A 25167-nucleotide genomic window follows, 5' to 3' on the forward strand; every position below is an offset into this window, starting at 1 on the left:
ACTGCGAAATCGTGCGTCGCGGTTGGGCATTGCGATGGGATCGATACTGGAAAGAGCATAAATGTCCGTAACTGCGACTATGCAATTTCGTGGCATTTCTCGCTCGCGGCCGATTTGAATACTATTGTTTCAGGCCGATGCAAGCAACCGCTTTGAGTCCAGTTACGACACTCGATTTTTGATGGCGATCGACACTCCCGGCCCAAAGCTGCCATCTGTCGCCCACTTCAACGCTGCAGTGCAGCTTTCCGAAAGCGGACCTCGAGGCCAGTGGGCAGTATTTGGGTTGGTCAGATGGCGGCAACGCAATCACTACATCAATTTCTTAACTCATAGTCACGCAATGGGCGTGTATCCCCGTTAGTTTGCCTTCGCTTCCATGTTTTAGGTGTTCAATCGAGAATGACGTGTCCAGTAGCATTTTCCCAAGACTTCAATTGCTTGTATGCGTTGGTTTCGCGGAACATGTCGATTCCGTACGCGAGGCGAAGAGTTCTTTCCAAGGTTCGATGACCGTTTTGACTGTTGAATTCGTTGGTGTTCCCAATTGTGCTTCTGAGCGCACGGCCCAAAACAGCTATACAATCGTGCCCGTGAGCCACTTCCCAGGCCGTGTAAGTCGCTAAGATTTCGGTGACTTTAGTTGTTGCGGCGTCAAGCGTTACATTAGCGTCATTTTGGGATCGGCCAATGACATGAGTTGCTGTCTTGGTCGGGCAAATTTCAGGTGATGTATTCGAAGTGTATTTGTATGTCATATCGGAGAAAGCAAGGGCCCATTCATTGAGCTTTGAAGACACCCGAAGTGCACCGACTGCAGCTGCCCAAGAGGCAAGTAGCAAGGCGGCATTAGTTTTTTCTTCGTCTAAACAAGCAGAAATTTTCGAGGCACTTCCAAATTCATCGAGTAAATTTGTTAGTGCTTCCGAAGACAACATTTGCGTTTCTAGATCATTCTCATCCGTAAATACGACGCTGCCTTCGTACTCAGGGTACCCAACGATATCGGCAAAGTCGCGGTCTGCAAATCCGACAACCCCCTCAAAACCCTCACGCTCCAGTATTGTGATTGCGCTCAAAAGGTTTTCTCTGCCTTGGCAAACTATGACTGAACAATCATCACTTCTAATAAAACGAGATAGGAGCTGAGAGTCGGTCGAACCTTCGACAAGTAAGAAACTGCACCCAGAGGTGGCACGAAGTAGTCGCACTTCATTTCTAACAGTGTACCCTGAAATTTCACTCTTGATACTACTCATGGACCTATTTCGTCAATTCTTGTACTAGGTCCCAGTTATCATTGATGATTTGGGGCGAGTGCGTTGCAATGACCGCTGTCAAATTCCGAAGTTTTTGAATTTTGTTGAGGTCGGAGATAAACCTCTTCTGCCATGCTACATGGAGCGATAGTTCAGGCTCATCAATAAGGATCAAGGAACCTTCAGGTATTTTAAATAGCAGTTCGTACACAAGAACGAGTTCGTGTTGTTCTCCTGAGGAAAGGTCCGACAGGGGTATTGGCTCACCTGTGTCTTTGTCGACAATAGTAATTCCGTTTTCGCCACTTATCCTGACTTCCTTGAAAGAAAAATACTCATCTAAGATTTCTTTGAAAAGTCGAATTCGATCATAAATATCGGCAAAAACTGACAACTTACGCTCTGTATCGTCAGCGTAGATCGTTAAAATTCTTCGGACGCTATCTTCCTCAAAAATTTCGCTGGGTTGTATAGGCTCAGATACCGCTTCATCGATTATGCCGACGTCAACTAAGGACCGTCTGGTTGCTGACAACGATTGAAGTCGGTCGCGAATCTCACTCTCGCTTATAGCGTCAACATCATGACCTTCGATTATTCGCTTTGGAAAAGTTTGGTCGAGCTTTTGAGATTCATTTGCATACTGTTGGAGAACCCGGTTTATTCGGTCGGCCAAGTCTGACGCGTCTTTGTCAACGACAGAAGTCGGTTGCAGTTTGCGGCGGCGGTGTGACGGATGTCTATCATCGCTATCTTCGATAGATAAGAGGCGTTGCGTCTCAACCAGACTGACATGAAATTGACTGGTGATTTCTTGTAACCACGTTGGCATTTCTATGCCGTTGGCAAATTCGTCAGGAAGCTGTTCGACATATCTAGTGACAAGCTCTGTCGTATTGAGAACTTCGTCGGTCGCATAGTCCACCCATTTGTCTGAACCTATTCTATCTACCGGTAGACTGTTTTCTAAATATCTGTAACTAGATCTGGGTATTTTGGGCCTTAGTGAATAAGGATCTTTCGAGTTCTCAAATCCTTGGCCCTTCACAAAGACGACGCTACTTTGCATGTCTTCGTCTTCAAAAAGTGTCCCAAATTCTTTGTAGATCGAAACAGATTGACCACCCGAAAACCGAATAATGATTTCATTAAACTGTGTTTTCCAAAAGAAACTGAATTTCCTACTAAAGAAGGCGTCAACTGCCCTTAAAACTGCAGTTTTCCCATATCCGTTTGGTGCAGTGACTATTGACAAGCCTTCGCCATCACTAAAAGAAACTTTGTGATCGAATCTCTTGAAAAGCCCATTAACTTCAACACTCTGTATGCGATTCTTAAAAGGTGTCTGGGGCATTTAGATCTCTAATTCCTTACGATTTTTCGTTGGTATTGTTCGTTGCTTTTCCAGGAACAGAACATGTTTAGAAGTGGCTGCATAGTTGTAAGCATTGTTTCAATTACTAAAATTCCACAGCGATAGCTGTTCCATATCTTTCTGGTTGTGGCCATTTGCATTGGCTGTGGGCGCACACGTCAGATAAGCATGCGTTTCAATTTTTGTTCAACTTACAAGTTTCAATGATGGAAGCAAGCATTACCCAGTTTGCTCACCAGCATCATGACCCGCGAATAATACATTTTGGCGGTTCCCTCCCCTTAGTTGCATCGATTGCATCGACCAGCCCAAAACACGCCTTGAGAAGTGTTCGATTACAACAGCCAAATATGACCAGCCCTCGTGAGTTTTGGTGTAGGTTATGTTGGTCACCTAAATGATTTCTGGCCTTTCAACTTCAAACTTCCGAGCCAGAGTGTTGCCGGAACCACTGCGGGTTTGCCGCCGTACCTTGCTGGGCGACGCTTGTAGCCAATCTGTGTCCGATACACCTGCCAAGCGCGCCAAACGGTTCTCACAGCAGGTCAGTTTATTCGCCAATGTCTGCTTTCGCTGGTGCTGCCATTCAAATTCGCACCCGCAGCGAAGGTCCGGTTTCCGCCTACTTGAGAAGTTGGCTACAAATCGCCCCATGGACAAAAAATTCCGCAATGCTGTCATTTGGAAAATTAATGCCAGAGCCCTACTTCGTGACAACACATCAACAAGTAAATGCGGAATGGAGAATTGGGTAGCGCTGCAATGGGCCGAAACCGCCAGCTAAGAAACAGCCTCGGCAGGCCCATAACGCTCAATCATTAAGAAGGGCGCCTTCTTCGAGCTTTATAACGGTAATCGATATATTTTTACTTGACATCTATATTATGAAAATCATTATATACGCATCATCCAACACGGAGATGCAAAATGAACAACAACCTGATTTTGAGCTTCGACCCTTTTGAAAAGCCATATGCTGGCATGGATATGGACGATGAAGCGCCAGCCGCCGTTGAACAATGTGATGGTGCGGCAATCGCTGATTGTGATGTGATTGAATATGGTCGGCGCATTCTGGAAGGGTACACAAGCCCAACAGAAAAGGGCGTGGTACTTATTCTCAGTCAGTCGCTTTTGTCCAAAAAGCAGATTGAAAAACACTTCGCCGCCATCCTGTTTGCTGCAGGCAACCGCTTCGCCCACATTTTTGGTGGCGCACGCCAAACGGGTTTAAACTAATGTTTGGCCTCCCGCTGGACGAACTGGCAGCAGGCGCAGCAGCAATGGCCGCCATCGCCCTCGTCTACACCTTCACCTGCACGCAATATTCTATTTTTCTATGGAGTTTGGCATGACAAACCAATTCATCGCCAACATGGTTGTGGGCCAATTATGCTTGGCGCAGCCAATCTTCGGCCAGTTTCTACCGGAACCAACGTTTCGTCAACTAAGCTTCATCAACCGTTGGGCGGGCAACCTCACACGAGAATATAGCGTATTGCACCATTCGTTGATCGTGGCAGAAGCCATCGTCGAACCATACCTGAAAATCTATGGACTACTGCACGACGTACCAGAATGCGGGACAGGTGACGTAACAGGGCCATACAAAGCCTTTGTCGATCAAATGACAGGCGGTCGCGTGGAGGCTCACGAAACCACCATGCTCAACCAACTCTGCTTGTCCGTCGGGCTCGCGCCAATCGACCTAACCACAGGCCGCAAACTCCATCGAGCGGATATGACCGCCCGAGCCACAGAATTGCGCGACGTTGTCGCCAACCCAACCGGCATCCTGATCGATCATGACCCATTACCCCACACCATCCCCATTGTGCCGCGTGAGGAACTGATCATCCAAGCTCTAGACGCGTACCACACATATCTGGACCTATATCATCAGGCCCATCCGGTGGCAGATCATGCCTAAGCAACAGCAAAGAAGGAAAGTAACGTGAACACCGCATTTCTTCTGATGGCCAGATATAACGGCACACCAATCATCCCTGTTCGACAGGTCTGCGAAGATTTCTTCCCGCACCTAACGCCTGCAAAATTCATCCGCAAAATCAGCGACGGGCAAATCCCCTTGCAGCTCGTCCGCATCGAAGACAGCCAAAAAAGCGCCAAAGGCATTCACTTACAAGACCTTGCTCAATATATCGACAACCGCCGCACCGCTGCTCAACGCGAATACAAACAAATGTATGGGTGAAGTCGAACCATGGTAGAAGTGTGGACAACGCCGCAGATACAAGGACTTTATGGTCGGGATAATCAGTCACGCGGATTGGCCTTCCAATTAGCAAACTCAGAACGTTAAATGGTAGAATTATCCATTCGCGTTGATGGCACCGTTTCTAGTGTTAAAAAGTATAGCCCTGCAAGTAGATATGCCGCCGTCCAACCACCGATCCGATCGTTGCGGTAGGAGGCTTGTTCACCTTGCACTCCTCAATGACTGACAGTTTGGTTTCAAGACCATTTCATAACGGAGTATTGGTATAGAATCATCTCGATACAACAAGCACGCCGCGGTTTCGCACGAACTCAACGTTGGCATAGTCGTAGTCTTTCATTTTCCCTGTATACCCTGTATGCACCGCCGCAAACTTGAGAAAAACCTGGCCGTGCTCACCGGTTTGAATCGTAAAAATGGGCGCCCCGCTTGTACCCTTGTCAGTTTGACAATTGTGAAACAGAATGCCGTCCGATTTTTCGAAAACACGGCAAGTCGGCGTGTCGTCGAGTACAAACACTCCAGCATTGCCAAGCATCGCTTTTTCGTTCAGGTCAAGGATCGGTGAGAACTCCGAAAGATACACTGTTTTGAAAACCACAAGCAATTGCTGCCATTTCGGCGGTACCGGATCAATGGGAATTGCAACCATACGAGAGATTACTGGAGTTTTTGACGCTTTATCGGTTGCCTCACAAATATCGAATTCAATATAGTCATTTAGCGAAGTTAGCACTGGTAGAACTTTTTCAGTTGTTGATGGACATTCGACAAGAGTTAGGTCTTTGCCCGTCATTGTAGTGACATTAAGTTCCGTCGGGAATTTTGCAGTTGTTCGTTCTTCATTCTCCATCATGCAGTGCCTTGCTGTGTGGAGAATGAATTTTCGTTCAACTATATTTAACAACCCATGACAAGGACTGGTCGCATCCACATTGAAATGCACTACTTGTTCGAAGATTGGTCGCACTGCACTATCGACCACTCGGTCGAATTCAGGCCTTAGACCTGTCGACGTAAAGAACTGCTCATACCCATTTTTGTTCAGCGTACTCGTGTCAATGACATCCAAGCAATGTCTAAGATAGGCTAGCATTTTTTTTCGTGCGTTATTTGCGCCTGCGTACCCTGTCCAAGCTTCAGCACTATCAAAAAATGCGGTCTTGCATGCAAGGCCTTCAGCAGCGTCCGCATATGCAACAATACTCGACGAAGCATCGTCTGGAATTCCAGAATATGCGCCTTGCTTGATGCCAACAACGACTGTCCCCGGATCAGTTGTTATACAAGTTTCACAGTTGTCGAGAGGCAACAAATTCGGCGTCCAAGTTTCTGGTTGAAGGTTCGATACATGAGCGCATTTTGTCGTTTCAATATTGCCACCATTCAGATGTTCAATGCCACCAAGAGCATTCAGGATGGCATCATAGTCTACCTTAGGTTCGATACTTGAGCTGGTTTCCATGCCAACTCCAATTAAATCATTATAGTTTTTGAGTGTCGTGAAGTCTGAAACTACAGAGTTTCCATTAGATCCAAACGTGTCCACCGACATGCCATTTGGAAACCCTGAAACCTCTGCATTTATATTGGCGCCTGATCCCATCAAACTGCCGCTAATACCGCCACCTCCAAACATTGGGCTACCCAAACTCTCGACAAAGTTATTTTTGCTGAGATACTCAGGTGTGTCGAAGAATATCGAGCTGGGTGACGGGTTTAGGACGTATGAAGGAACAATATTTTCAAATACTTCAAGACTAGAATTACCCGGCAACGAATAGTCAATGCAGTCAGATGGTGTTGCCCAAAAAGTTGATGACAGAATGTCTTCCACGTCATTAGGAGCATAAAGATTAGATTGTCCATAAACGATTGAAGTATGGAAAGCGGCAAAGACTACAAACGATGCATAAATCAGCACTGAGGTAATCCTATTCATATTGGCACCATAAGTAGTTTTAAAAAGTGTTTACCAACTTATCGGTTCACCCTATTATGTAAATGAAAAAATTACTTTACATTGTGCTTTTGGTTTATTGAGGTACCGAAATGAAACTACTGAGACTCCTCCTTTCTTCGTTGATACTTGTAAATACACTCTACAATCCGAGTGCAGTGTTTGCGCAGAGCGTAACTGGCATCGACTATATTAGACTTGCTTACGATATGTTTGATGATGAACTGGCATCCGAGATTGAGCAAGAAATTGCACGTGAAATTGCCGAGTCGGATGATGGTAACGAGTCAATTCTAACATTTGGCGCTGGCAACCGACTGTATGATGAATTGAACCTAGGAGAGTTTATCGGCCTACCGAAAATTACTTGGAACGGTTACGACCCTGTCTCCAAAGCACCTTTGTTCGTGTACCAACCTGAAGATTTTTCATACCGAACTTCTGCGGGCAGGCTTATAAAGCCCGGCATCATGAACACCGACGGCGGTAGCGTTCCACAGTTTCTGCAGGGCAAGCTGGAATTGTCAGCATGGTATTATGGCGCGGCATTCATAATACATGACTGGATTTTTGTATCACATCTTTGCGACCTCTCACCTGACAATGATATCAGTTTTGAGGAAGCAGCAGAAATCATGAGCGAGGCTATTAAAACACTCACCGAGGTTGGGTTCACGGACTATGATGGCAATGTAGTTCACTACCCAAAGAAAGAAGATGAGCTTTACGTGATCAACAAGGCTGTCAAGTCGAGAATTGCGCGAGCAATTTGGGACGACCAAAGTGAGCCCAAATGCAGGTAAAGCGCGACCGAGGTTTCGTGGCGACATATGAAATCTTCAATTACGTATGACGAAGGAAAGGTAAGAAAATTCAAACTACAAACGTCAACCATTGCCACGCTCGCAGTGTCAACAGGCTATCAGGAATCTAACGGTGAAATCTTGAACCGCAGCTTGGCTCGCAGTTGTGATAAATCAGACGGCGAGTCAATTTTGTGGATCATGCGATGGCATGTCGGGCAAAGTACCATAAAATCATCCGGGACTCGATAACGACGAGTTTCACCTTCAGCAAGACTTTGCAACGGAGCCGAATGATGAACGTCGAGTGGGGTTTCATTTATTTGTCCCTCAAAACCATAATCTCGCGCTGGATCCAGACCACAGCTCTCACAAATCGCTGGTTTTACATTCAACACTTCTTTTCGCACCCTCGGAGAACGTTCAATTCTTCGCGCCAGTAAATAGCGTCGAGTTTCATCAATATCACGGCCACCCGCAACCTCTTGCATTACCTCGCTTGGTGTGGTGCCACCACGGTGGACTAACGCATCGTAAGCCCTAAGCATTTTGTGCAGGTCGTTGTTGATGATTTCCTCGGAAATTTGGCCAACTGCGTAGGTCCTGCCGAACGAGTGCCCCGCCTCATAACCACCAGGAAGGCCACTTGCAGACCCCAAATTAATGGGCTCCGCACTAAACTCCTTTGCAAATTCAGAAACACGATCAGCCATATCTCGAGCTCTTCGCTTCAAGACATCACGACCCCGCAAGGAACCATATTCAGCGTATATCGCCGTCGTTCCTTGGTTCATTGAAAGGGTAAGTGTCTGCCGTTTGGGGTTAATTAGAAAAACAACATAATAACCTTGAGTAGCACTTTCCGTCACGAGCGGATCGAAAAATGCCAACCATGGAACTTTTGCCCAGACACCTTGCCCAACACTGGATTTGACCTTTAGAGCAATTGAGTATTCTTCCAGAAAGCTTTTTGCAGTTTCAGCAAGATCCCGTCGCACCCATTCGCCAAATTCGGAACCACTGAAAGATCTAGTTCGCTGGTGCTTGTACTCCCGAGCAAGCCGTGCAAGTTGGTCCGCTAGCATTGAAAAATCTACCTTTTGCAATAGTTTTGGCAGCTAATATCCCTAGCAACCATACTGGCGGCAGCTATCAATATACTGCGCTCAGTATCATTTTTTTTCGGCCGATTAATTTAATTGGACACAGGTATCAATGCATACAACAAACGATCCAATCTGGTGCATTCATCTTCGAAAACTCCTTACTTTGAGATACTTCTGGCCTTTTTACTTCGATCTTGAAAATCCCAGTAAAACCTAATCAAACCAAAGAGCCAAGCCAGAAACCCAACAAACATCCCCCCGGCCCAAAGAAACCCTGCGAAACTGGTCTCGCCGACAGTCGCGATGATTGCAATTTTTCGCTCTTCCGATAAAAATTCGAACTCAGATTTCTTTCCAGATTGAATTTCACCGAGCGCAACAAAACCTTTATGTTCCCCAGAATTTTCTAGCTCCACTGACCATTGTATTTCGGCGTCGACATCAATGGGGTGCGAACCTATCGGCGTAATATTTGCGCCTGCAAGATGTAGATCTGCGCCTAGATTTCTGAAGATTTGTGATTTCGTTTCCTCATTTGAAGTTCCCGTTATTTCAAATCTCGCTTCCAAAAGGAAAGCCACTCCAACCTCAACTTTCTCTGGCACAACAACCACCGTTGTCACTTTCAATTTTTGGGGACCACTGAAACAGCCGCGGCAGAATACAATGTCTACTACCTTATTTTCGATGCGCGGCTTGGCAACAAATAGAGTTTCCTGTTGAAACATTGTGAGTGAAAACACACCAACAACCAAGCCAAGAACTAGCAACCATAAGTTTCCAGATAGTACATTTCTCATATCTGAATTTTCTCCAGACCATCAAAGTTAAAACGAGCGATCCGTGTAACCCAATATCAATACAATATCAGCAATCGACGGCAGTATACCTGTCTTGAAAGAGCTGAATAAGCCCCGCGAGATTATCCGATAGCAATTGGGCATTTTTTCGATGAGATTTTCGCAACATAAAAATGTCTGGATCCGGATATTCGAGCCTGTTAACCGCGGTGCTGAGCCTGCATTTCAAACTTCCGCGAACAGAAACACTGTCCGACGCATTATAGGCATGAATGACGCGCAGAGCATCAATTGTTAACATCGGCGGATAATTGGACTTTTGGAAGGTTTTCCATGAAAAGTCATCTGCCCACTCTTCCTCTGAAAGATCGTCATTTATTGCGATCTTATCTGCGCAATTTCTGTAAACATGATGACCTGCCTCGTGAAACAAGACAAATATTATCACAGCACCATTTAGCATGTCGGCAGCATGCCTTATTTGATCAGGTGGAAATTTCTTAAATGATTGGCCTAAGGCCATCTGAAACGGCCTGAGATGGCTATCGTCCAAAAACAATGGAGGTTTTTGCGCATCGCCCCGTAGATATGCGCTGTACTCCGCACCGCGTTTTTGGAGCACATTGTCATGTTGTTCCAGTACTCTTGGCAATCGGCCTTCTGGAATAGCCCCAAACATCGTGAAGAACGTAAAAGTCGTTGCTTGACCTACAAACTCAATAAATCGACGAGAGAACACTATTTTGCCATCGTCATATCGTGCGGTTAGAGCACGATCTTCCGTAAAGACAATCTGCGCAGCCACCACGCATTCACGTACCTCATGTGACCATGCAAGTTCAACCGCCTCAGCAACTTCAGTTTGCCAAACTGCGGTTAGCCCCCTGATCGCGCTGTCTATTTCTGTATCATAAGCCTCTTCGGTTTGGGAAAAGACAACGCTACAACAACAAAAAGAACAGTAAAGAAAAACTGCGAACGCTCTGGAAGCACGATAAAACATCAAAAAAACCTATTAAAATAGTTCTATAAATTGCACGGCTGCTGCTTCTACTCTTAAGTCGTAATTACATTTTACGTCAAACAAGCTCTAATAGATTTTTGTTTAAAGCCCCGACACAGAACAACAATTAGAACAACAAGAGTCTTCGTTAGTGCTAAATAATTGTTTTTTATTACTTATTCTGCCCACTTACCCAATCCATCATCGGTGCAACGGAAAATGCGCGTGTTTCTGTGTTCACGTTCAGCTCATCAATATCTAAGAGACCATTTGGCGGCGTTATATAGCAAATTTGGTGAATTGCCAGCCCAGCGCAAATTTGTGATTACCGACACGCATTGACGAACGCCGAAAATATCTTGTTGCCTGGTTGGTCCGTATCCGCGAATTTTTCCGGATGCCACTGAAGGCCGAGCGCAAACTTATAGGCGGGTAATTCAATCGCCTCAACAATCCCATCGGGAGATGTTGCGCCCATGACTATTTGATCTGACAGTTCGACAAGTGCTTCTCGATGAAACGTGTTCACTTCCATCTCATCTACGCCAACGATTTTATGCAACAATGTGTTTGCCAAAATCATCACATTGTGGCTGCGTCCAACCTCATCGTGTGGGTCAGCGCCATCAATTGTTGCCCGCAGGTCCGGGGTCATTTTCGCGCCGTGCAAGCAGGCCAAAAGCTGCATACCAGCGCAGATGCCCAATACCGGTTTGTCGTCGGAAAGAAAACCTTTGATCAATGCAGTCTCAATCGCCAAACGATCGGCGGTCGGCGAATTGGACTTTAGGTCACCTATATAGAAGTCATCGGGATAGGCGAACCGACCGCCAGGGCAAAGCAATCCATCCGACATGGCAATGATCTCATCTAAGATTTCAAATTCGTATGGCAACCCGAATGGCAATCCACCAGCCGCAACAACTGAGCGAAAATAGCCTTTGCCCATGGAATACTGATCGCCGCCAGCACTGGTATTTTCGTCCAACAGGACGGCGATGCGTGGTTTTCTCATGTTACTTCAAATGCTCAGCATGCCAAGCGATGTGCTTGTACATGAAGGATGAAACAAACGGATAATAATGGTCGTACCCCTGTTGTATCCGCATGGTGAGGTCAATGTCGGTTCCGTCCACTGCCTCGACCAGAGCGTTTGGCCGACAGCCCTCATCTTTCCACTCATCAACGTCGCCTTGATCAACCAAAATCGGTGAGAAATGCGCTCCGTCAGCGACTAAGTCGCAAGCATCATATTGCCGCCAAGATGTTTTGTCGTTCCCGAGATATTTCTCAAATGCAGGTTTTGACCAGCTTGCTTCAGACGGGCGGCAAATCGGTGCAAACGCCGAGCAACTTTTGAATTGATTTGGATTTTTCAGCGCGATTGTTAGAGCGCCATGGCCGCCCATGGAATGCCCCATAATTGATTGGCGCGACATATCAGCGTTAAACTTTTCACCGATCAATTTGGGGAGTTCATCGACCAAATAGGTGTACATATTGAAATGTTTTTTGAACGGTTCTTCAGTCGCATTTAGGTAAAAGCCTGCACTTTTGCCGAACTGCCAATTGTCAGGTTCATCAGGCACATCGTCGCCACGGGGCGACGTATCAGGGCACACAATAATGATCCCCTTCTCAGCCGCCGTTTGTCGATATTCGCCCTTATCCATCACATTTTCATGGGTACAGGTTAGGCCTGACAAGTACCAAAGCACTGGACATGTTTTTGTTTTTGCCTGTGGTGGCAGGAAAACCGCAAAGGTCATTTCGCAGTTGCAGGCCGAAGAGGCATGGGAATAGACCCCTTGCACGCCATCGTGGGCGCGGGTTTCAGAAATAGTTTGCATCATATGCCTCTTAGTATTTCACGACGCCGCGGATGCTTTTGCCTTGGCGCATCAAATCGAACCCGTCATTGATTTTATCAAGCCCCATAGTGTGGGTGATCATTGGGTCAATTTCGATTTTGCCATCCATATACCAATCAACGATTTTTGGCACATCAGTACGTCCTTTTGCGCCACCAAACGCGGTACCGCGCCAATTGCGGCCTGTCACTAATTGGAATGGACGGGTTGAAATTTCTCGTCCAGCCCCAGCAACGCCTATGATGATAGAAGTGCCCCAGCCCTTATGGCAGCACTCCAGCGCTTGGCGCATGACATTCACATTGCCGATGCACTCAAAGGAATAATCCGCACCGCCTTTGGTGAGGTCTACAATGTATGGCACCAAGTCGCCTTCAACTTCGTTTGGATTGACGAAGTGAGTCATACCGAAACGTTCGCCCCATGATTTACGATCTGGATTTAGGTCCACACCAACAATCATGTTGGCACCTGCAAGGCGCGCTCCTTGAATAACGTTGAGGCCGATACCGCCGAGACCAAACACCACGACATTGTCGCCGGGTTGCACTTTCGCGGTGTTGATTACCGCCCCAATGCCAGTCGTTACGCCACAGCCGATATAGCAGATGCTTTCGAACGGCGCGTCTTCGCGGACTTTCGCAAGGGCAATTTCGGGCACAACGGTATGGTTGGCGAAAGTCGACGTGCCCATATAGTGGAAGGCTTTTTCGCCCTTGATAGAGAAACGCGATGTGCCATCCGGCATAAGGCCTTGGCCTTGTGTGGTGCGAATTTTCTGGCACAGATTTGTTTTGCCCGATGTGCAATAATCGCATTCACGGCATTCTGGGGTGTAAAGCGGGATAACGTGATCGCCTTTTTTTAGGGTCGTTACGCCCGGCCCTACATCAACGACAACACCCGCCCCTTCGTGGCCCAAAATGGCGGGGAAGATGCCCTCAGGATCAGCGCCGGACAGTGTGAACTCGTCCGTATGGCAAATGCCGGTTGCACGGATTTCAACCAGCACTTCGCCCTCTTTTGGGCCTTCAAGGTCCACATCACAAATTTCGAGCGGCTTTCCCGCTTCAAATGCAACTGCTGCTTTGGTTTTCATCCTCTTCCTCCCAACAAGAATTCATGTTTGCTTCGTGATCATGCTCACGTAAGAATCTGATATCTAAGATCATGCTAGCAATGTGCACGTCAGATAAACAGTAAAGATTGCGCTGTTTGGATAGAAAGATTTGAAGTTGAAGCACGAAAAATCACGTTTCATATTCAAACAGGTGTCGTGCTTGATGCAAATGCACAAGGCCGGTGCATTGGGTGGCGAACACATGCCCGAGGATGTGCATCCAGATCTGTCACCCGACAGCGCAGAGCTGTTGCATTATTTTACGCTGGGCATGTGCCTCAATTACCAACGAAACGCATATCAACTCTGGGATGCCTGCACCAAAACGTTCAATGACCAGGAATTGAAGTGGGTATTTGATCCGCGCCGGACGGCCGAGGCTTCCGCGGAAGAATTGCGCCATGCACTTTCAAGGTACAAGATTGCGTTGCAGCCGAACCGGCACGTTCAAAATTGGCAGCGGGTTGCTGCCGGAATTGTAAAACACTGCAATGGCGATATGCGCTTTCTGTTAAGAGGCGAAGCGTACGATATAGAAGAAATTCGAAAGTTTGTCCAAACGCATAGGGGTGACTTTCCTTATCTCGCGGGCCCAAAAATCTGCAACTATTGGCTCTATGTGCTTTTGCAATACACATCATTTCCTTTGCGAAATCGTGCAGCGCTGTCTGTTGCGCCAGACAGGCACGTGATCAATGCAAGTTTGAGACTAGGTTTGATATCGCAAGCGCAAGCTGAACATGCTGACATTGCGCAAATCACGGCTACAGCTTGGAATGATTTGTTGATAGGGTCTGCCTTGGATCCGATAGATGTACATACCCCTTTGTGGCTTTGGAGCCGCTCCGGCTTTGTTGAATTGATAGGTGAGAAATGAGCGTAGCGATTGAAACAATTGGCGAAATTGACAGCGAACCGTTCAAACGCGCGATACTAACAAACGAGCATGCTGAAGTCGCTATTTTGTCGCTTGGCGGTATCACCCAAAGCTGGATCATTTCTGGACCAGATGGTCCGATAGATGTGGTTTTAGGGTATGATGATCCAAACGAGTATCTAGACAATCCAGATTATTTGGGCACCACGGTCGGCCGCGTCGCCAACCGAATTAGCGGTGCGCAGTTTGAACTTGATGGCGAAGTCTATCGGCTCAGCGAAAATGGCCCCGGCATGACGCTGCATGGCGGAACAAAGGGTCTTTCGAAGTGCAATTGGGATTTGGAAAAGATTGACGAGAACGGCATTCGCCTCACCTATTTCTCACCCCATTTGGAAGAAGGGTTTCCGGGCAACGTTGAATTTGAAATGCGCATTTGCCTAGATGGCGCCAAGTTGAGTTATGACATCACAGCTAGGCCTGATCGCCCAACGCCGATCAATTTTGCTCAACATAATTACTATAATTTAGTGGGCGGAAGTTCCAATTGGGAACACGAACTTCAAGTTTTTGCAGACCGATATACCCCGCTGGGCGATGATCTATTGCCAACAGGGGCGATTAATACCATCGCAGGCACTCGGTTTGATTTTCGCGATGCGAAAACATTGGCTGAAGCTGACCCTGATCGCTTAGGCGTCGACATGGCGTATGTGCTGCCGGCAGATCGCAATCTAGATGATCCAATTGCGCAAATAGTTGCTCCTAATGGCGTAAAGTTGAAGATTTGGTCCGACCAGCCGTGTTTACAGACCTATAGTGGCAATAACCAAAGCGTAGTTTCAAACGGCGAGCATGGCAGAAAGTTTGGTCCATTTTCTGGCATCTGTTTAGAGCCGCAAAAGCACTCCAACGCCGTGAACACGCCTAGTTTCCCAAGCATTATTTGCACGCCCGACACGCCCTACAGCTACCATACGAGCGTAGAAACAACGTTGGGCTAGGTCGCCAACCCCGATGCGCCATTTGTTAGCGAAACCATATTGCGCTCAGGACATGGACCTATTCTCTTCATGCCGTAAACACGCTAGGCTGATGAATGCCTGTAATAAACTCTACTGGTCAAAATGATTCAAATCCTGTCGATAATTCATCTGTTTGTTGTACTGGTGGTTTCCGTTCGGATATTGGCACGAGAAGATATATCTGGGGCCGCACGGCTTGCTTGGTTCATTGTGATCGTGTCTTTGCCGCTTGTCGGTTTAGCGGTTTATTTGATCCTTGGTGAAATTTATATCTCGCGCGATCTCGCCAAGAAGCACAAAGCGCACTTCGAGCAGTTCCGTGCTCTCCCAGACAGCATAATCGGCAAGCTTTCGCATCTTGATGGCCTCATTGCGCAACGCAATCAACCTGCATTTCGTTATGCTGCTTCAATAAACGGATTTAAGCCGACTTTAGGCAACAAAGCGGAGTTGATGAAAGACGCGGACGAAACGACACAACGGCTACTGCAAGATATCAGAAATGCAAAGAGCCATGTCCACCTGCTCTATTACATTTGGCTGCCAGATGTTTCCGGCACGCAGATGGCTGAGGCCGTTATTGATGCGGCCGAACGAGGCGTCACCTGTCGGGTTATGGTGGACGCAATAGGATCGAAGCTGTTTTTGAAATCTGAACTTTGGAAGCGATTGAAGGCATCGAAGGTGCAAACGACAATCGCAATGCCATTCAAGAGTCTCATCGCCACTCGCGTTCTCAACAGATATGACCTGCGCAATCACCGTAAGATCTCAATAATTGACGGCAAAATCGCATATTGCGGCAGCCGAAACTGTGCGGACCCTGAATTCAGTGTTAAAAGAAAATATGGGCCTTGGATCGACATCATGACTCGTTTTGAAGGGCCAGTTGTCAATCAAATGCACTTGCTGTTTGCCAGCGATTGGATGACTCATAATTCAGATAGCACGCTGGACGACTTCCCCCTTAAAGGCAGGTCACGCAAGCAGGGGATTTTGGCCCAAGTGCGCGGTGACGGTCCAACAGAAAGGCGCTACAACGGCTCTGACCAGTTTGGCGTTTTGATCCAACAGGCGCAAACAGAGTTGATCATCACCACGCCATATTTTGTGCCCGATAATGCAGTGCTGCATGCGCTTTGCTCTGCAGCCTTGCGTGGCGTCGATATAACTCTTGTGTTGCCGCGTAAAAACGACTCCAAGATTGTAGCCGCCGCCTCGCGCAGTTTTTATCGACAGCTTTTGTCGTCAATGGTCAAAATTGTTGAGCATCAAGGTGGGCTGCTGCACGCGAAGACCATTACCGTTGACGGTGTGGTGACGATGCTGGGTTCCTCGAACATTGATCTGCGCAGTTTCGATTTGAACTATGAAAACGACATCCTGTTCTATGATGCGGATTTAACTGACCAAGTCATTGAGCGACAAAAACAATATATCAGCCAGTCAGTCTCCGTTTCGCTGGAAGATGTTGTGGGTTGGCCCTTATATTTGCGGATATGGAACAATATTGTTGGCACGCTTGGGCCCGTCCTCTAGTTCTAGCTGTTTTACGCCCTGCCGAATTGGCAGGACGTAAATACTTGAAAATATTGTGTTAAGCAGGCATGCCTTTTTCGACAAGCTTGACCATATAGGAGCAACCGGTCGGTATGATTTCATCATTAAAATCATAGTCGGGATGGTGCACACCGGCCGTGTCGCCCTGCCCCAAAAAAATGTAAGCGCCCGGACGTGCATTGAGCATGAAAGAGAAATCCTCTGCACCCATCACTGGAGCGGTGCTTTCCTCGACGCGGTCTTCGCCGACGATTTCCTTGGCCACTTGGGTGGCAAATTTTGTCTTCTCTGGGTTGTTCACTGTGACTGGATATTCGCGGTTATATTGAACGGACACATCTGCGCCGTGCATTTCGCCGATTGACTTGCAGATTTGTTTGATCCGCTCCTCGGCAATATCGCGGATTTCTTCGTCCAAAGTTCGCACCGTGCCGGATAGTTTGGCCGTGTGGGGAATGACGTTGTCCGTATCTCCACCATGGAAAGTGGTGACAGAGACAACAACAGATTCGAGTGGATCCGTATTACGCGAAGCGATCTTTTGAAACGCCTGAATTAAATCGGTACCAATTATGATTGGATCAATACCTGAATGTGGGCGCGCAGCGTGAGAACCTTTGCCCACGATATCGATGTAGAATGTATCCGCGGCGGCCATTAACGAGCCCTCGCGAATGCCGAAATGTCCAGTTGGCCGGCCTGGCGAATTGTGAAGACCATAAACTTCATCAATGTTGAAACGGTCCATCATGCCATCCTGAACCATCTCATTACCGCCGCCACCGCCTTCTTCAGCTGGTTGAAATATCATTATGGCCGTGCCGTCAAAGTTGCGCGTTTCAGCCAAGTATTTTGCAGCACCCAGTAGGATTGTCGTGTGCCCATCATGGCCGCAGGCATGCATAACGCCAGGATATTTTGATTTGTGTGCGTGTGGCTGCGCCTCTTGGATCGGCAATGCATCCATGTCGGCACGCAAGCCAATTGTCTTACCCGAATTGTTCGTCTTGCCTTTTATCACCGCAACAACGCCGGTTCGGCCAATGCCAGTTACCACCTCGTCGACGCCGAATTCCTTGAGTTTCTCGGCCACCAACGCCGCTGTGCGGTGTTCGTTGAAGCCAAGCTCTGGATGAGCATGAATGTCTTGGCGAATTTCTGTCAGTTCATCATGAAATTCTGCAATACGATTGATAATCGGCATCTTCGTCCCCTAAATGTTGCGCACCCTAATTGAAGCAACCAACTATTGGTGCAACCAATTTTGAGGCCATTCGATCACGACTTTTTTAGGAATGCAATTGCTTTAACTGCACAAAATTTTGGTGGTTAGGCCGGCAAGCCTTCCTCGACAAGCTTGACCATATAGGAGCAGGCGATTGGAATGATTTCATCATTGAAATCATAATCGGGGTGATGCACTTGCGCTGTATCTCCTTGGCCCAAAAATATGTAAGAGCCCGGGCGCACATTGAGCATAAATGAAAAATCTTCAGTCGCCATAATAGGTAAGCAATTATCATCCACACGATCGTCGCCAACAATTTGGCGGGCGACATTTGCTGCAAACTTGGTGCGTTCAGGCTCATTCACAGTCACCGGATATTCGCGGCTATATTTTAGGTCAATTTTTGCGCCATAAAGATCGCCAACACTTTGGCAAATTTGGCTCATCCTTTTTTCAGCAAAAGTGCGAATGTCTTCATCTAAGCTGCGCACGGTGCCAGATAGTTTTGCCGTTTGGGGGATAACATTGTCCGTTTCACCAGCGTGGAAAGTTGTTATTGAAACAACGACCGACTTAATCGGATCTACATTGCGCGAAGCGATGGATTGAACCGCTTGCACGAGGGCCGAACCAACCAAAACCGTGTCGACACCATCATGGGGTTGAGCTGCGTGGGCGCCCTTGCCTTCAATTTCGATGTAAAAAGTGTCGGCTGCGGCCATGATTGAACCACTGCGAATGGAAAAATTACCGACGGGTTCGCCAGGAGAATTGTGCAGACCATAAACTTCGTCAATCTTGAAACGGTCCATCATCCCGTCCTTGACCATTTCGTTGCCGCCTCCGCCACCCTCTTCAGCGGGCTGAAAAATCATGATGGCCGTACCGTCAAAATTTCGCGTCTCGGCCAAATATCTGGCAGCACCCAACAGGATTGTCGTGTGTCCATCATGACCGCAAGCGTGCATGACCCCGGGGTTTTTCGATTTATACTCGTGCGGTTGTGCTTCCTCAATCGGTAATGCATCCATGTCGGCGCGAAGGCCTATCGTTTTGCCCGAATTGTTCGTCTTGCCTTTTATCACCGCGACAACGCCGGTGCGGCCAATGCCGGTTACAACTTCATCGACGCCAAACTCTTTGAGTTTCTCGGCAACTAGGGCTGCAGTGCGATGCTCGTTAAATCCCAATTCTGGATGAGCATGAATATCTTGGCGGATGGCCGTGAGTTCATCGTGAAATTCAGCAATACGATTGATAATCGGCATTTGTATCCCCTAGATGTCTGGCACTTTGATTGGTGCAACCAATTCTTATTGCATTCGATCACGACTTTTTGGGCAATGCAATTACTTAAATGGCGTCAAGTTGGCGTGATCACGCATTGTTGCCTTGAAGCGCGTGGTAGCAGCACTTAGATGGTAGGCATGCGATTTACGATAAGTTTAGGCGAATCATAAACTGTTCGATTAAAAATACATTTTGCCTTAGTTTGAGCACCATAAACTGGGCATGACACGAAGCAGAACATGGGTTCGCAGGACAGAGTTGTTAGCGAACGACCCGAAGCTGATTACAGGATGAAGAATTATGGCTGACGAAAAAGATAAACCGAAAGACGAGCAAGACACTGCCTCGGTCGAAAAACTGCTTTTCAAAAGCCGGAATGTTTTGATCACTGGCGAAATTAACGACAAGCTTGCACGTGAAGCGACAGCTCGCTTGTTGGCCTTGGCCGAAGATGGCGATGACCCGATTAATGTCTTTATTTCTTCACCAGGCGGCCACGTTGAAAGTGGCGACATGGTGCATGACATTATCAAATTCATCAAACCAACCGTGCGCACCATTGGCTCAGGCTGGGTCGCAAGTGCTGGTGCGTTGATCTTTATTGGTGCCAAGAAGGAAAACCGTCTTTGCTTGCCCAACACGCGTTTCTTGATGCACCAACCTGCTGGTGGCGTTGGCGGACAAGTTTCCGACATCCAAATTCAAGCCGATCAGATCAAGCAAATGCGTCGTCGCTTTGAAGAGCTGTTTGCATTGGCAACTGGTAAAACGCCTGAAGAAATCGAAAAAGATACCAAGCGCGATTTCTGGCTGAACACTGACGAAGCTCTGGCCTATGGCCTTCTGGGCAAAGTCATTTCAAGTGCATCAGAGTTGAAGTAATATTCAATTGCACATTTAGAATTAGAACGCGCCCTAGTGGCGCGTTTTTTGTTTGGAGACTTACAAATGAACAATTTCATTGTCGATTTAGAATATGTCGTGCCGTTGGAACAAGTTGAGCCACACATGGATGGGCACATGGCATATCTCAATGATGGCGCAAGCAAAGGATATTTTTTGACCTGGGGTCGAAAGGTTCCGCGGACTGGCGGTCTCATCGTTGCTCAAGGTGACGACAGAGCGAAACTTGAAGCGTTCTGCGCCACTGACCCGTTTGTTACGTCAGGCGTTGCGAAGATGACCATTACTGAATTTTTTGCACGACGTGAATTGAGCGCGGCAACGGCATAACTGCCGCGCTCACCAATATTAGCGTTTGGTCAGCATTTCAATTTCTGCGCCGGAAATCGAATTACCCAGTGGTGAGAAGTCACCGCCGTTGAACATCGCACTTGCCGCATCATGAATTGCGCGATGGGTAATTCGCGCGAGGCTAGAACCTAGGCTGATCCGCGCAGCGCCTGCATTGGCGTAATCTTCGACTGTGTTTAGGGTAAACGGTCCGGCGCAGATGGCGTTGACTGGCCCGTCCACTTCTCGGCAAATACGTGCAACATCATCCATTGTGCCAGGCATTGGGGCAAACAGTACGTCTGCACCCGCTTTTTGGAAGGCTTGCAGACGCCGAATTGCTTCATCCAAGTCATATTTGGCGTGCATCACGCCATCCGCACGTGCTGTTAATACGAAATCATAAGGCAGTGCCCTCGCCGCCGCTACCGCCGCCTCAATTCGCTCAACGGCCTGCTCAAATCCATATGGTTCAGTAGTGGGCAAGGCCATATCTTCGATGCCGCACCCAGCTATGCCAATTCTGCCAGCTTCCTGAATGGTTTGCACAACGTCATCAAGCGTTGGGCCAAAACCATTTTCAAAATCACCATTAAGGGGCAACTCAACCGCTTTGTTGAGGGTATCGGCATGGCTCAGGGCATCGCTGCGTGAAATCTCACCAAGATCACCAACACCATTTACAAATGCCAGCGCGGCGGATGAAGTTGCGACCGCTTTTGCACCCATCGCCTCCAACATCCGTGCGGAACCAATATCCCATGCGTTTGCCAGTATGAATGGATTTCCCGGCTGGTGCAGTTTTCTAAAAATTGATTGCTGCGTCATTTCATTCTCCATGGAATTTAGGTCAGTATCATTGACCCAATACTACCACATAGAGAACTTCGTGCAATCTAAGATCAGGCGTTGATCGTAAAATCTTGCCAATCTAGGCTTTCTAGCTCTTCACGAAAGGCAAAACGCACAAGATGGCTTTCAATCACACCCTTTGTGCGTGCCAAGGATTCATCATCGGCGGCTTCGACGGTAATATGAAGTCCGTCCACGTCTGAACTCATATTGGCAATGCCAAACACAAATTGCGCGTATCCACTGTCACCTTCGTGTTTTGCATCTGTTTTGTGCGCAAAATGGTTGCATAGTTGACCAAGAAACCGCTTGCCTTTTTCTGTTTTGAAAGTTGAAGTTGATTTTCTCATTTTATTTCCTTTTCATGCCCCCAAACAGTGCCAAGAGCGCAAGGAATATTATCCCTTGCGCTCCAGACTATATGTTGCCGACCGATGGTCGCAACGTCGACAACATAATCTCAAAATTGTCTGCCCACCCATTCGGTTTACACTTCCCAAAAGGCAACCTAATAAGTGGACTATTAAAATCACCTTAAAACATCTAACTGACTCAAAAATCAAAATCAACATGAAAATCAATAGTTTAGAACGATTCTAAATTACAGGCATCCGATTGCATCGCTTGAAGTACATGATCAAAACGATGATTGGTCGCGGCGGGAACTTTTGGGCTCGATGCATTCCATTGGAATTACCAAGAATTAATCCGAATGGCGTTATGGTGTTTTGCCTGCGTGACACGCGCAGGTACACGAGTGCGCCGCAAGTATAGAGGCAATTATTCAATGGGCTTACGCCAACAACTCGCTTCAAAATCGGCTATCCTTTTCGCCGTACGCATTGCTGGCGCGGCAACGATTTTTTTAGCCCAGGCAGCCATCGCTCGATTTTGGGGCACTGGTGCGCTTGGTGAGTATCTGATTGCTATCGCAACGATCAACCTGATGGCAATCGTGTTACCACTGGGACTGCAGACTGTTGGGTCCTATTTCGCAGCTGAATATGCGGCCAAGAATGACGGTGCTAGCCTCGTTCAATTTGCCAAACTGACATACGGTGTCACTGTTTTTCCCGGCATTCTGATCACCATAATTGGTGGCATGTTGGTGCCAAACTTGGGTGATATCGGACAGACAATGTCTGTGTTTTGGTTACCCATAAGCCTGATGTCTATTGGGACCGCGATCTATTTTGTCAATTCTGGAATATTGGTGGGGCTAAAACGCCCATTCGTTGGGCTCTTAGCTGACACTATTTTTCGCCCATTGATTATTATTGGCGCCCTAACCACAACCTACTTCATTGCAGCCCCGGATGATCGCGTGTTGATGCTTTTGTGGATATTGGCCGGCTTTTATTGCTTGGTAATTGCCATTCAACTTTTGATGACCATCAAAACATTGAAAAGCCTACCGCAATCCGCGACACAAGTTTCACCACAATTGCGACGGTGGTTCTACTTCGCCCTACCTTGGGTCATCGTCACCCTATCTACTGATTTTTTCTTTGATGCAGATCTTTTGATGCTCACGGCTTTTTTGCCGAAAGATCAGATCGCCGTGTTTGGCGTTTGTACACGAATATTCGTGCTCGCTTCATTCGGGATAAGTGCCGTCTATGCGGTTACAATGCCCAATATTTTGGAGGGCGTTACCGCTGGCAACAAAGACAAACTAGGCAAAACTATCGCGGACGCAAATTTGGTTGCGAGCGGCTTGGCTATAGTTCTAACCATCGGGGTCGCAGTCGCAAGCCCACTCGTGTTGACGTTGTTTGGCAAAGACTTTTCCGGCGGCTATTGGGCGCTTGTGATCTTGTGCATTAGCTTGGTGGTGCGCACCATATTCGGCCCCGGCCCGCTTATCCTGTCGTCAAAAAACAAGCCCTATGCTGTATTGCCGTCTGTCGCCATCGGCTTAAGTATGCTGCTGATCGCAAATATTGTGTTGGTGCCATCTCTTGGCATAACTGGCGCTGCAATTGGTGCAGTTCTTTCATATTTTGCTGGCTCATTTATGGTCTGGCGAACCACCAAAAAACTAACCAATATTGATGTCTCAATATTCCCATTGATCGGACGGTTTCTGGGACGAACGTAGATCTACTTCGAGCATCAATTGATTGGCCTAATTTTTAGGCACGTGGCAGCACATTGGTTCGCAGCGCAGTTCATTCTTAAGTCGGAAGAATTACCAAAATTTGCAATGCCATTGCGTGGCGAAGTACGGCGTTATCTGCTTGGTTAGAAATAGGCAAGCGGACTAACGCCGATCACGTGTTCATGGGCAAATAGCAATATTATGAACGCCAAAGTACCAGCAAGAATTTCCAGGAAAAACTTCAAGCTTGCTGCACATTTTATTCGTCCAGACAGCGGTCCCGCTGAGAGAGAGGAAAACTTAGCAAAATCCTCAGCACCCAGTTTATTGCGTGCACGCTTCCCAACTGCCTTCATGCCGATAAAGCTAAATACCAGCATGCCACCAAACAGGATTAAGCCGATTACATCTCCATTCACCAGCACATGTGCCATCGACCAAAGCAAAAACGCCAATATGATTGGATGACGCACCAATGCCAGAATTCCGGGACGTTCCAAATCGGTTTCACCACCAACAAACGAGATTGAAAGTGAGTTGGCTCGGGCTACAGCAGTTGCAATCAACACGCATGACGCCAACATAAGCGCCATCGCCACTAAAACCGTTAGTTGTGTCGTAGGCCAAAGCCCAATGTAAGGCGCACTTTGCGCAGCGACTATCAACCAAACCAACAGCCCAATGGATGCAAGCGAATAGCCGGCCATATAGATTCTGCGGCCAAACTTCTCCATGCCCCAATCTCGAAACCCAGTTGCCCGCGGCAAAGTATGTGTGCCAAGAAAAGCAATCAGCGCGGCAATAAAATTGATCATAGTCCACCTATCTCATAATTCACCCATTTGCAGCGGCTGATGGGCCGTCGTCAATGCGGCATTTCACCTTTTGATATTAGGTGCTATAAAGATGAGCATTACAGTAGGGATTCATCTATGCGCCTCACCAAACAGTCCAATTACGCCATCCGCATTTTGATGTATTGCGCGAGCAATGACGGCTTAAGTCGCATTGGGGAAATTGCTTCTTTCTATGATATTTCCGAGACGTTTTTGTTCAAAATCCTGCAAATTCTGAATCACTCTGGCTTTGTTCAAACTGTACGCGGCCGCCACGGCGGTATTAAACTTCAACGGTCGGCCGCTGAAATGAAATTGGGCGACGTTGTTCGTGCAACTGAAGACAATTTTGCGCTTGCGGAATGTTTTGAAGGCGGCGGTGACATTTCATGTCCGTTGACCGGCACTTGCGGCCTAAACCACGCATTGCACCGGGCGTTGGATGCATTCTTGTCGGTGCTGGACGAATATACTATTGAAGATCTTACGGACAATCGTCGCAATATCAATGTTCTATTGCAGTTTGAAAACGCCATTCGCGAAGCGCCTAAGAAGGTAGAGGCGTAGGGCCACTTTGCGACTTGTCATAACGTGTTAGCGACTCTCCACATGAGCCAATAATACCACCC

General features: G+C 47.5%; 25 protein-coding genes and 1 pseudogene. 11 read left to right on the forward strand and 15 right to left on the reverse strand.

Annotation, left to right across the window (positions count from 1 at the left end; translation table 11 throughout):
* Positions 1-392: 392 nt before the first annotated feature.
* The 3 genes and pseudogenes from AC2D8L_RS06835 to AC2D8L_RS06845 all read right to left on the reverse strand — a co-directional run.
* Entirely contained in the window at positions 393-1259 is an 867-nt protein-coding gene (locus AC2D8L_RS06835) for a hypothetical protein (RefSeq protein ID WP_484684688.1), read from the reverse strand.
* Between the two features lie 4 nt (positions 1260-1263).
* On the reverse strand, positions 1264-2613 hold the full coding sequence (locus AC2D8L_RS06840) for an AAA family ATPase (RefSeq protein WP_484684689.1): 1350 nt from the start codon (positions 2611-2613) through the stop codon (positions 1264-1266).
* Positions 2614-2925: 312 nt separating this feature from the next.
* Positions 2926-3165: pseudogene (locus AC2D8L_RS06845) on the reverse strand (IS3 family transposase); the annotation flags it as partial.
* A gap of 396 nt (positions 3166-3561) precedes the next feature.
* Here AC2D8L_RS06845 and AC2D8L_RS06850 point away from each other — a divergent pair.
* The 3 genes from AC2D8L_RS06850 (at position 3562) to AC2D8L_RS06860 (ending at position 4849) form a co-directional block, all read left to right on the forward strand.
* Positions 3562-3873: a hypothetical protein gene (locus AC2D8L_RS06850; RefSeq protein ID WP_484684690.1), complete on the forward strand. Its 312-nt coding sequence runs from the start codon at positions 3562-3564 to the stop codon at positions 3871-3873.
* A gap of 112 nt (positions 3874-3985) precedes the next feature.
* Positions 3986-4564, forward strand: a complete 579-nt coding sequence (locus AC2D8L_RS06855; protein ID WP_484684691.1) for a hypothetical protein — start codon at positions 3986-3988, stop codon at positions 4562-4564.
* A gap of 24 nt (positions 4565-4588) precedes the next feature.
* Positions 4589-4849, forward strand: coding sequence for a pyocin activator PrtN family protein (locus AC2D8L_RS06860; RefSeq protein WP_484684692.1), 261 nt, complete (start codon positions 4589-4591; stop codon positions 4847-4849).
* 295 nt (positions 4850-5144) lie between these two features.
* Here AC2D8L_RS06860 and AC2D8L_RS06865 read toward each other — a convergent pair whose 3' ends face one another.
* On the reverse strand, positions 5145-6797 hold the full coding sequence (locus tag AC2D8L_RS06865; RefSeq protein WP_484684693.1) for a hypothetical protein: 1653 nt from the start codon (positions 6795-6797) through the stop codon (positions 5145-5147).
* A gap of 128 nt (positions 6798-6925) precedes the next feature.
* Here AC2D8L_RS06865 and AC2D8L_RS06870 point away from each other — a divergent pair, with 128 nt between their 5' ends.
* Positions 6926-7636: a DUF1353 domain-containing protein gene (locus AC2D8L_RS06870; protein WP_484684694.1), complete on the forward strand. Its 711-nt coding sequence runs from the start codon at positions 6926-6928 to the stop codon at positions 7634-7636.
* A gap of 119 nt (positions 7637-7755) precedes the next feature.
* Here the strand turns inward: AC2D8L_RS06870 and AC2D8L_RS06875 are convergent, their stop codons facing one another.
* From AC2D8L_RS06875 to AC2D8L_RS06900, 6 genes are all read right to left on the reverse strand, one after another.
* Positions 7756-8721 carry an MrcB family domain-containing protein gene (locus AC2D8L_RS06875; protein WP_484684695.1) on the reverse strand — a complete coding sequence of 322 codons (966 nt, stop codon included), beginning with the start codon at positions 8719-8721 and terminating at the stop codon, positions 7756-7758.
* Between the two features lie 179 nt (positions 8722-8900).
* The gene (locus tag AC2D8L_RS06880) at positions 8901-9485 is read right to left on the reverse strand and encodes a hypothetical protein (RefSeq protein ID WP_484684696.1); all 585 of its coding nucleotides are present in this window, start codon (positions 9483-9485) and stop codon (positions 8901-8903) included.
* Positions 9486-9609: 124 nt separating this feature from the next.
* Complete coding sequence (locus AC2D8L_RS06885; RefSeq protein WP_484684697.1) at positions 9610-10545, reverse strand: hypothetical protein; 936 nt, start codon at positions 10543-10545, stop codon at positions 9610-9612.
* Positions 10546-10870: 325 nt separating this feature from the next.
* Complete coding sequence (locus AC2D8L_RS06890; RefSeq protein ID WP_484684698.1) at positions 10871-11560, reverse strand: gamma-glutamyl-gamma-aminobutyrate hydrolase family protein; 690 nt, start codon at positions 11558-11560, stop codon at positions 10871-10873.
* 1 nt (position 11561) lies between these two features.
* A complete protein-coding gene (gene fghA, locus AC2D8L_RS06895) occupies positions 11562-12395 on the reverse strand; it encodes an S-formylglutathione hydrolase (protein ID WP_484684699.1) in 834 nt (277 codons plus the stop codon).
* Positions 12396-12405: 10 nt separating this feature from the next.
* Complete coding sequence (locus AC2D8L_RS06900; RefSeq protein WP_484684700.1) at positions 12406-13515, reverse strand: S-(hydroxymethyl)glutathione dehydrogenase/class III alcohol dehydrogenase; 1110 nt, start codon at positions 13513-13515, stop codon at positions 12406-12408.
* A gap of 184 nt (positions 13516-13699) precedes the next feature.
* Between AC2D8L_RS06900 and AC2D8L_RS06905 the strand changes: the two genes are divergently transcribed.
* The 3 genes from AC2D8L_RS06905 to cls all read left to right on the forward strand — a co-directional run bounded on the left by AC2D8L_RS06905 (position 13700) and on the right by cls (position 16977).
* Positions 13700-14413, forward strand: a complete 714-nt coding sequence (locus AC2D8L_RS06905) for a hypothetical protein (RefSeq protein ID WP_484684701.1) — start codon at positions 13700-13702, stop codon at positions 14411-14413.
* Positions 14410-15417 carry an aldose epimerase family protein gene (locus tag AC2D8L_RS06910; protein ID WP_484684702.1) on the forward strand — a complete coding sequence of 336 codons (1008 nt, stop codon included), beginning with the start codon at positions 14410-14412 and terminating at the stop codon, positions 15415-15417. Before AC2D8L_RS06905 ends, AC2D8L_RS06910 begins: the two co-directional genes overlap by 4 nt.
* A 123-nt stretch (positions 15418-15540) precedes the next feature.
* Positions 15541-16977, forward strand: coding sequence for a cardiolipin synthase (gene cls, locus AC2D8L_RS06915; RefSeq protein WP_484684703.1), 1437 nt, complete (start codon positions 15541-15543; stop codon positions 16975-16977).
* A gap of 58 nt (positions 16978-17035) precedes the next feature.
* Here cls and AC2D8L_RS06920 read toward each other — a convergent pair whose 3' ends face one another.
* Positions 17036-18202 (reverse strand): M20 aminoacylase family protein, encoded by a 1167-nt coding sequence (locus AC2D8L_RS06920; protein WP_484684704.1) that lies wholly within the window; start codon positions 18200-18202, stop codon positions 17036-17038.
* A 125-nt stretch (positions 18203-18327) separates the two neighbouring features.
* On the reverse strand, positions 18328-19494 hold the full coding sequence (locus AC2D8L_RS06925; protein WP_484684705.1) for a M20 aminoacylase family protein: 1167 nt from the start codon (positions 19492-19494) through the stop codon (positions 18328-18330).
* Positions 19495-19813: 319 nt separating this feature from the next.
* On the opposite strand from AC2D8L_RS06925, the gene AC2D8L_RS06930 reads away from it, so the two are divergent.
* Positions 19814-20398 (forward strand): ATP-dependent Clp protease proteolytic subunit, encoded by a 585-nt coding sequence (locus tag AC2D8L_RS06930; RefSeq protein ID WP_484685160.1) that lies wholly within the window; start codon positions 19814-19816, stop codon positions 20396-20398.
* Between the two features lie 66 nt (positions 20399-20464).
* Positions 20465-20749 carry a YciI family protein gene (locus AC2D8L_RS06935; protein ID WP_484684706.1) on the forward strand — a complete coding sequence of 95 codons (285 nt, stop codon included), beginning with the start codon at positions 20465-20467 and terminating at the stop codon, positions 20747-20749.
* Between the two features lie 18 nt (positions 20750-20767).
* On the opposite strand, the gene AC2D8L_RS06940 is transcribed toward AC2D8L_RS06935, so the two are convergent.
* Both AC2D8L_RS06940 and AC2D8L_RS06945 read right to left on the reverse strand, forming a co-directional pair.
* Entirely contained in the window at positions 20768-21577 is an 810-nt protein-coding gene (locus AC2D8L_RS06940) for an isocitrate lyase/PEP mutase family protein (protein WP_484684707.1), read from the reverse strand.
* 74 nt (positions 21578-21651) lie between these two features.
* Complete coding sequence (locus tag AC2D8L_RS06945) at positions 21652-21951, reverse strand: DUF2218 domain-containing protein (protein ID WP_484684708.1); 300 nt, start codon at positions 21949-21951, stop codon at positions 21652-21654.
* Between the two features lie 437 nt (positions 21952-22388).
* On the opposite strand from AC2D8L_RS06945, the gene AC2D8L_RS06950 reads away from it, so the two are divergent.
* Positions 22389-23702 (forward strand): lipopolysaccharide biosynthesis protein, encoded by a 1314-nt coding sequence (locus AC2D8L_RS06950; protein ID WP_484684709.1) that lies wholly within the window; start codon positions 22389-22391, stop codon positions 23700-23702.
* A gap of 143 nt (positions 23703-23845) precedes the next feature.
* On the opposite strand, the gene AC2D8L_RS06955 is transcribed toward AC2D8L_RS06950, so the two are convergent.
* On the reverse strand, positions 23846-24517 hold the full coding sequence (locus AC2D8L_RS06955) for an NnrU family protein (protein WP_484684710.1): 672 nt from the start codon (positions 24515-24517) through the stop codon (positions 23846-23848).
* 117 nt (positions 24518-24634) lie between these two features.
* Here AC2D8L_RS06955 and rirA point away from each other — a divergent pair, with 117 nt between their 5' ends.
* Positions 24635-25105: an iron-responsive transcriptional regulator RirA gene (rirA, locus tag AC2D8L_RS06960; RefSeq protein ID WP_484684711.1), complete on the forward strand. Its 471-nt coding sequence runs from the start codon at positions 24635-24637 to the stop codon at positions 25103-25105.
* Positions 25106-25167: the final 62 nt, after the last annotated feature.

The organism is Maritalea sp. YIW29 (assembly GCF_057219265.1).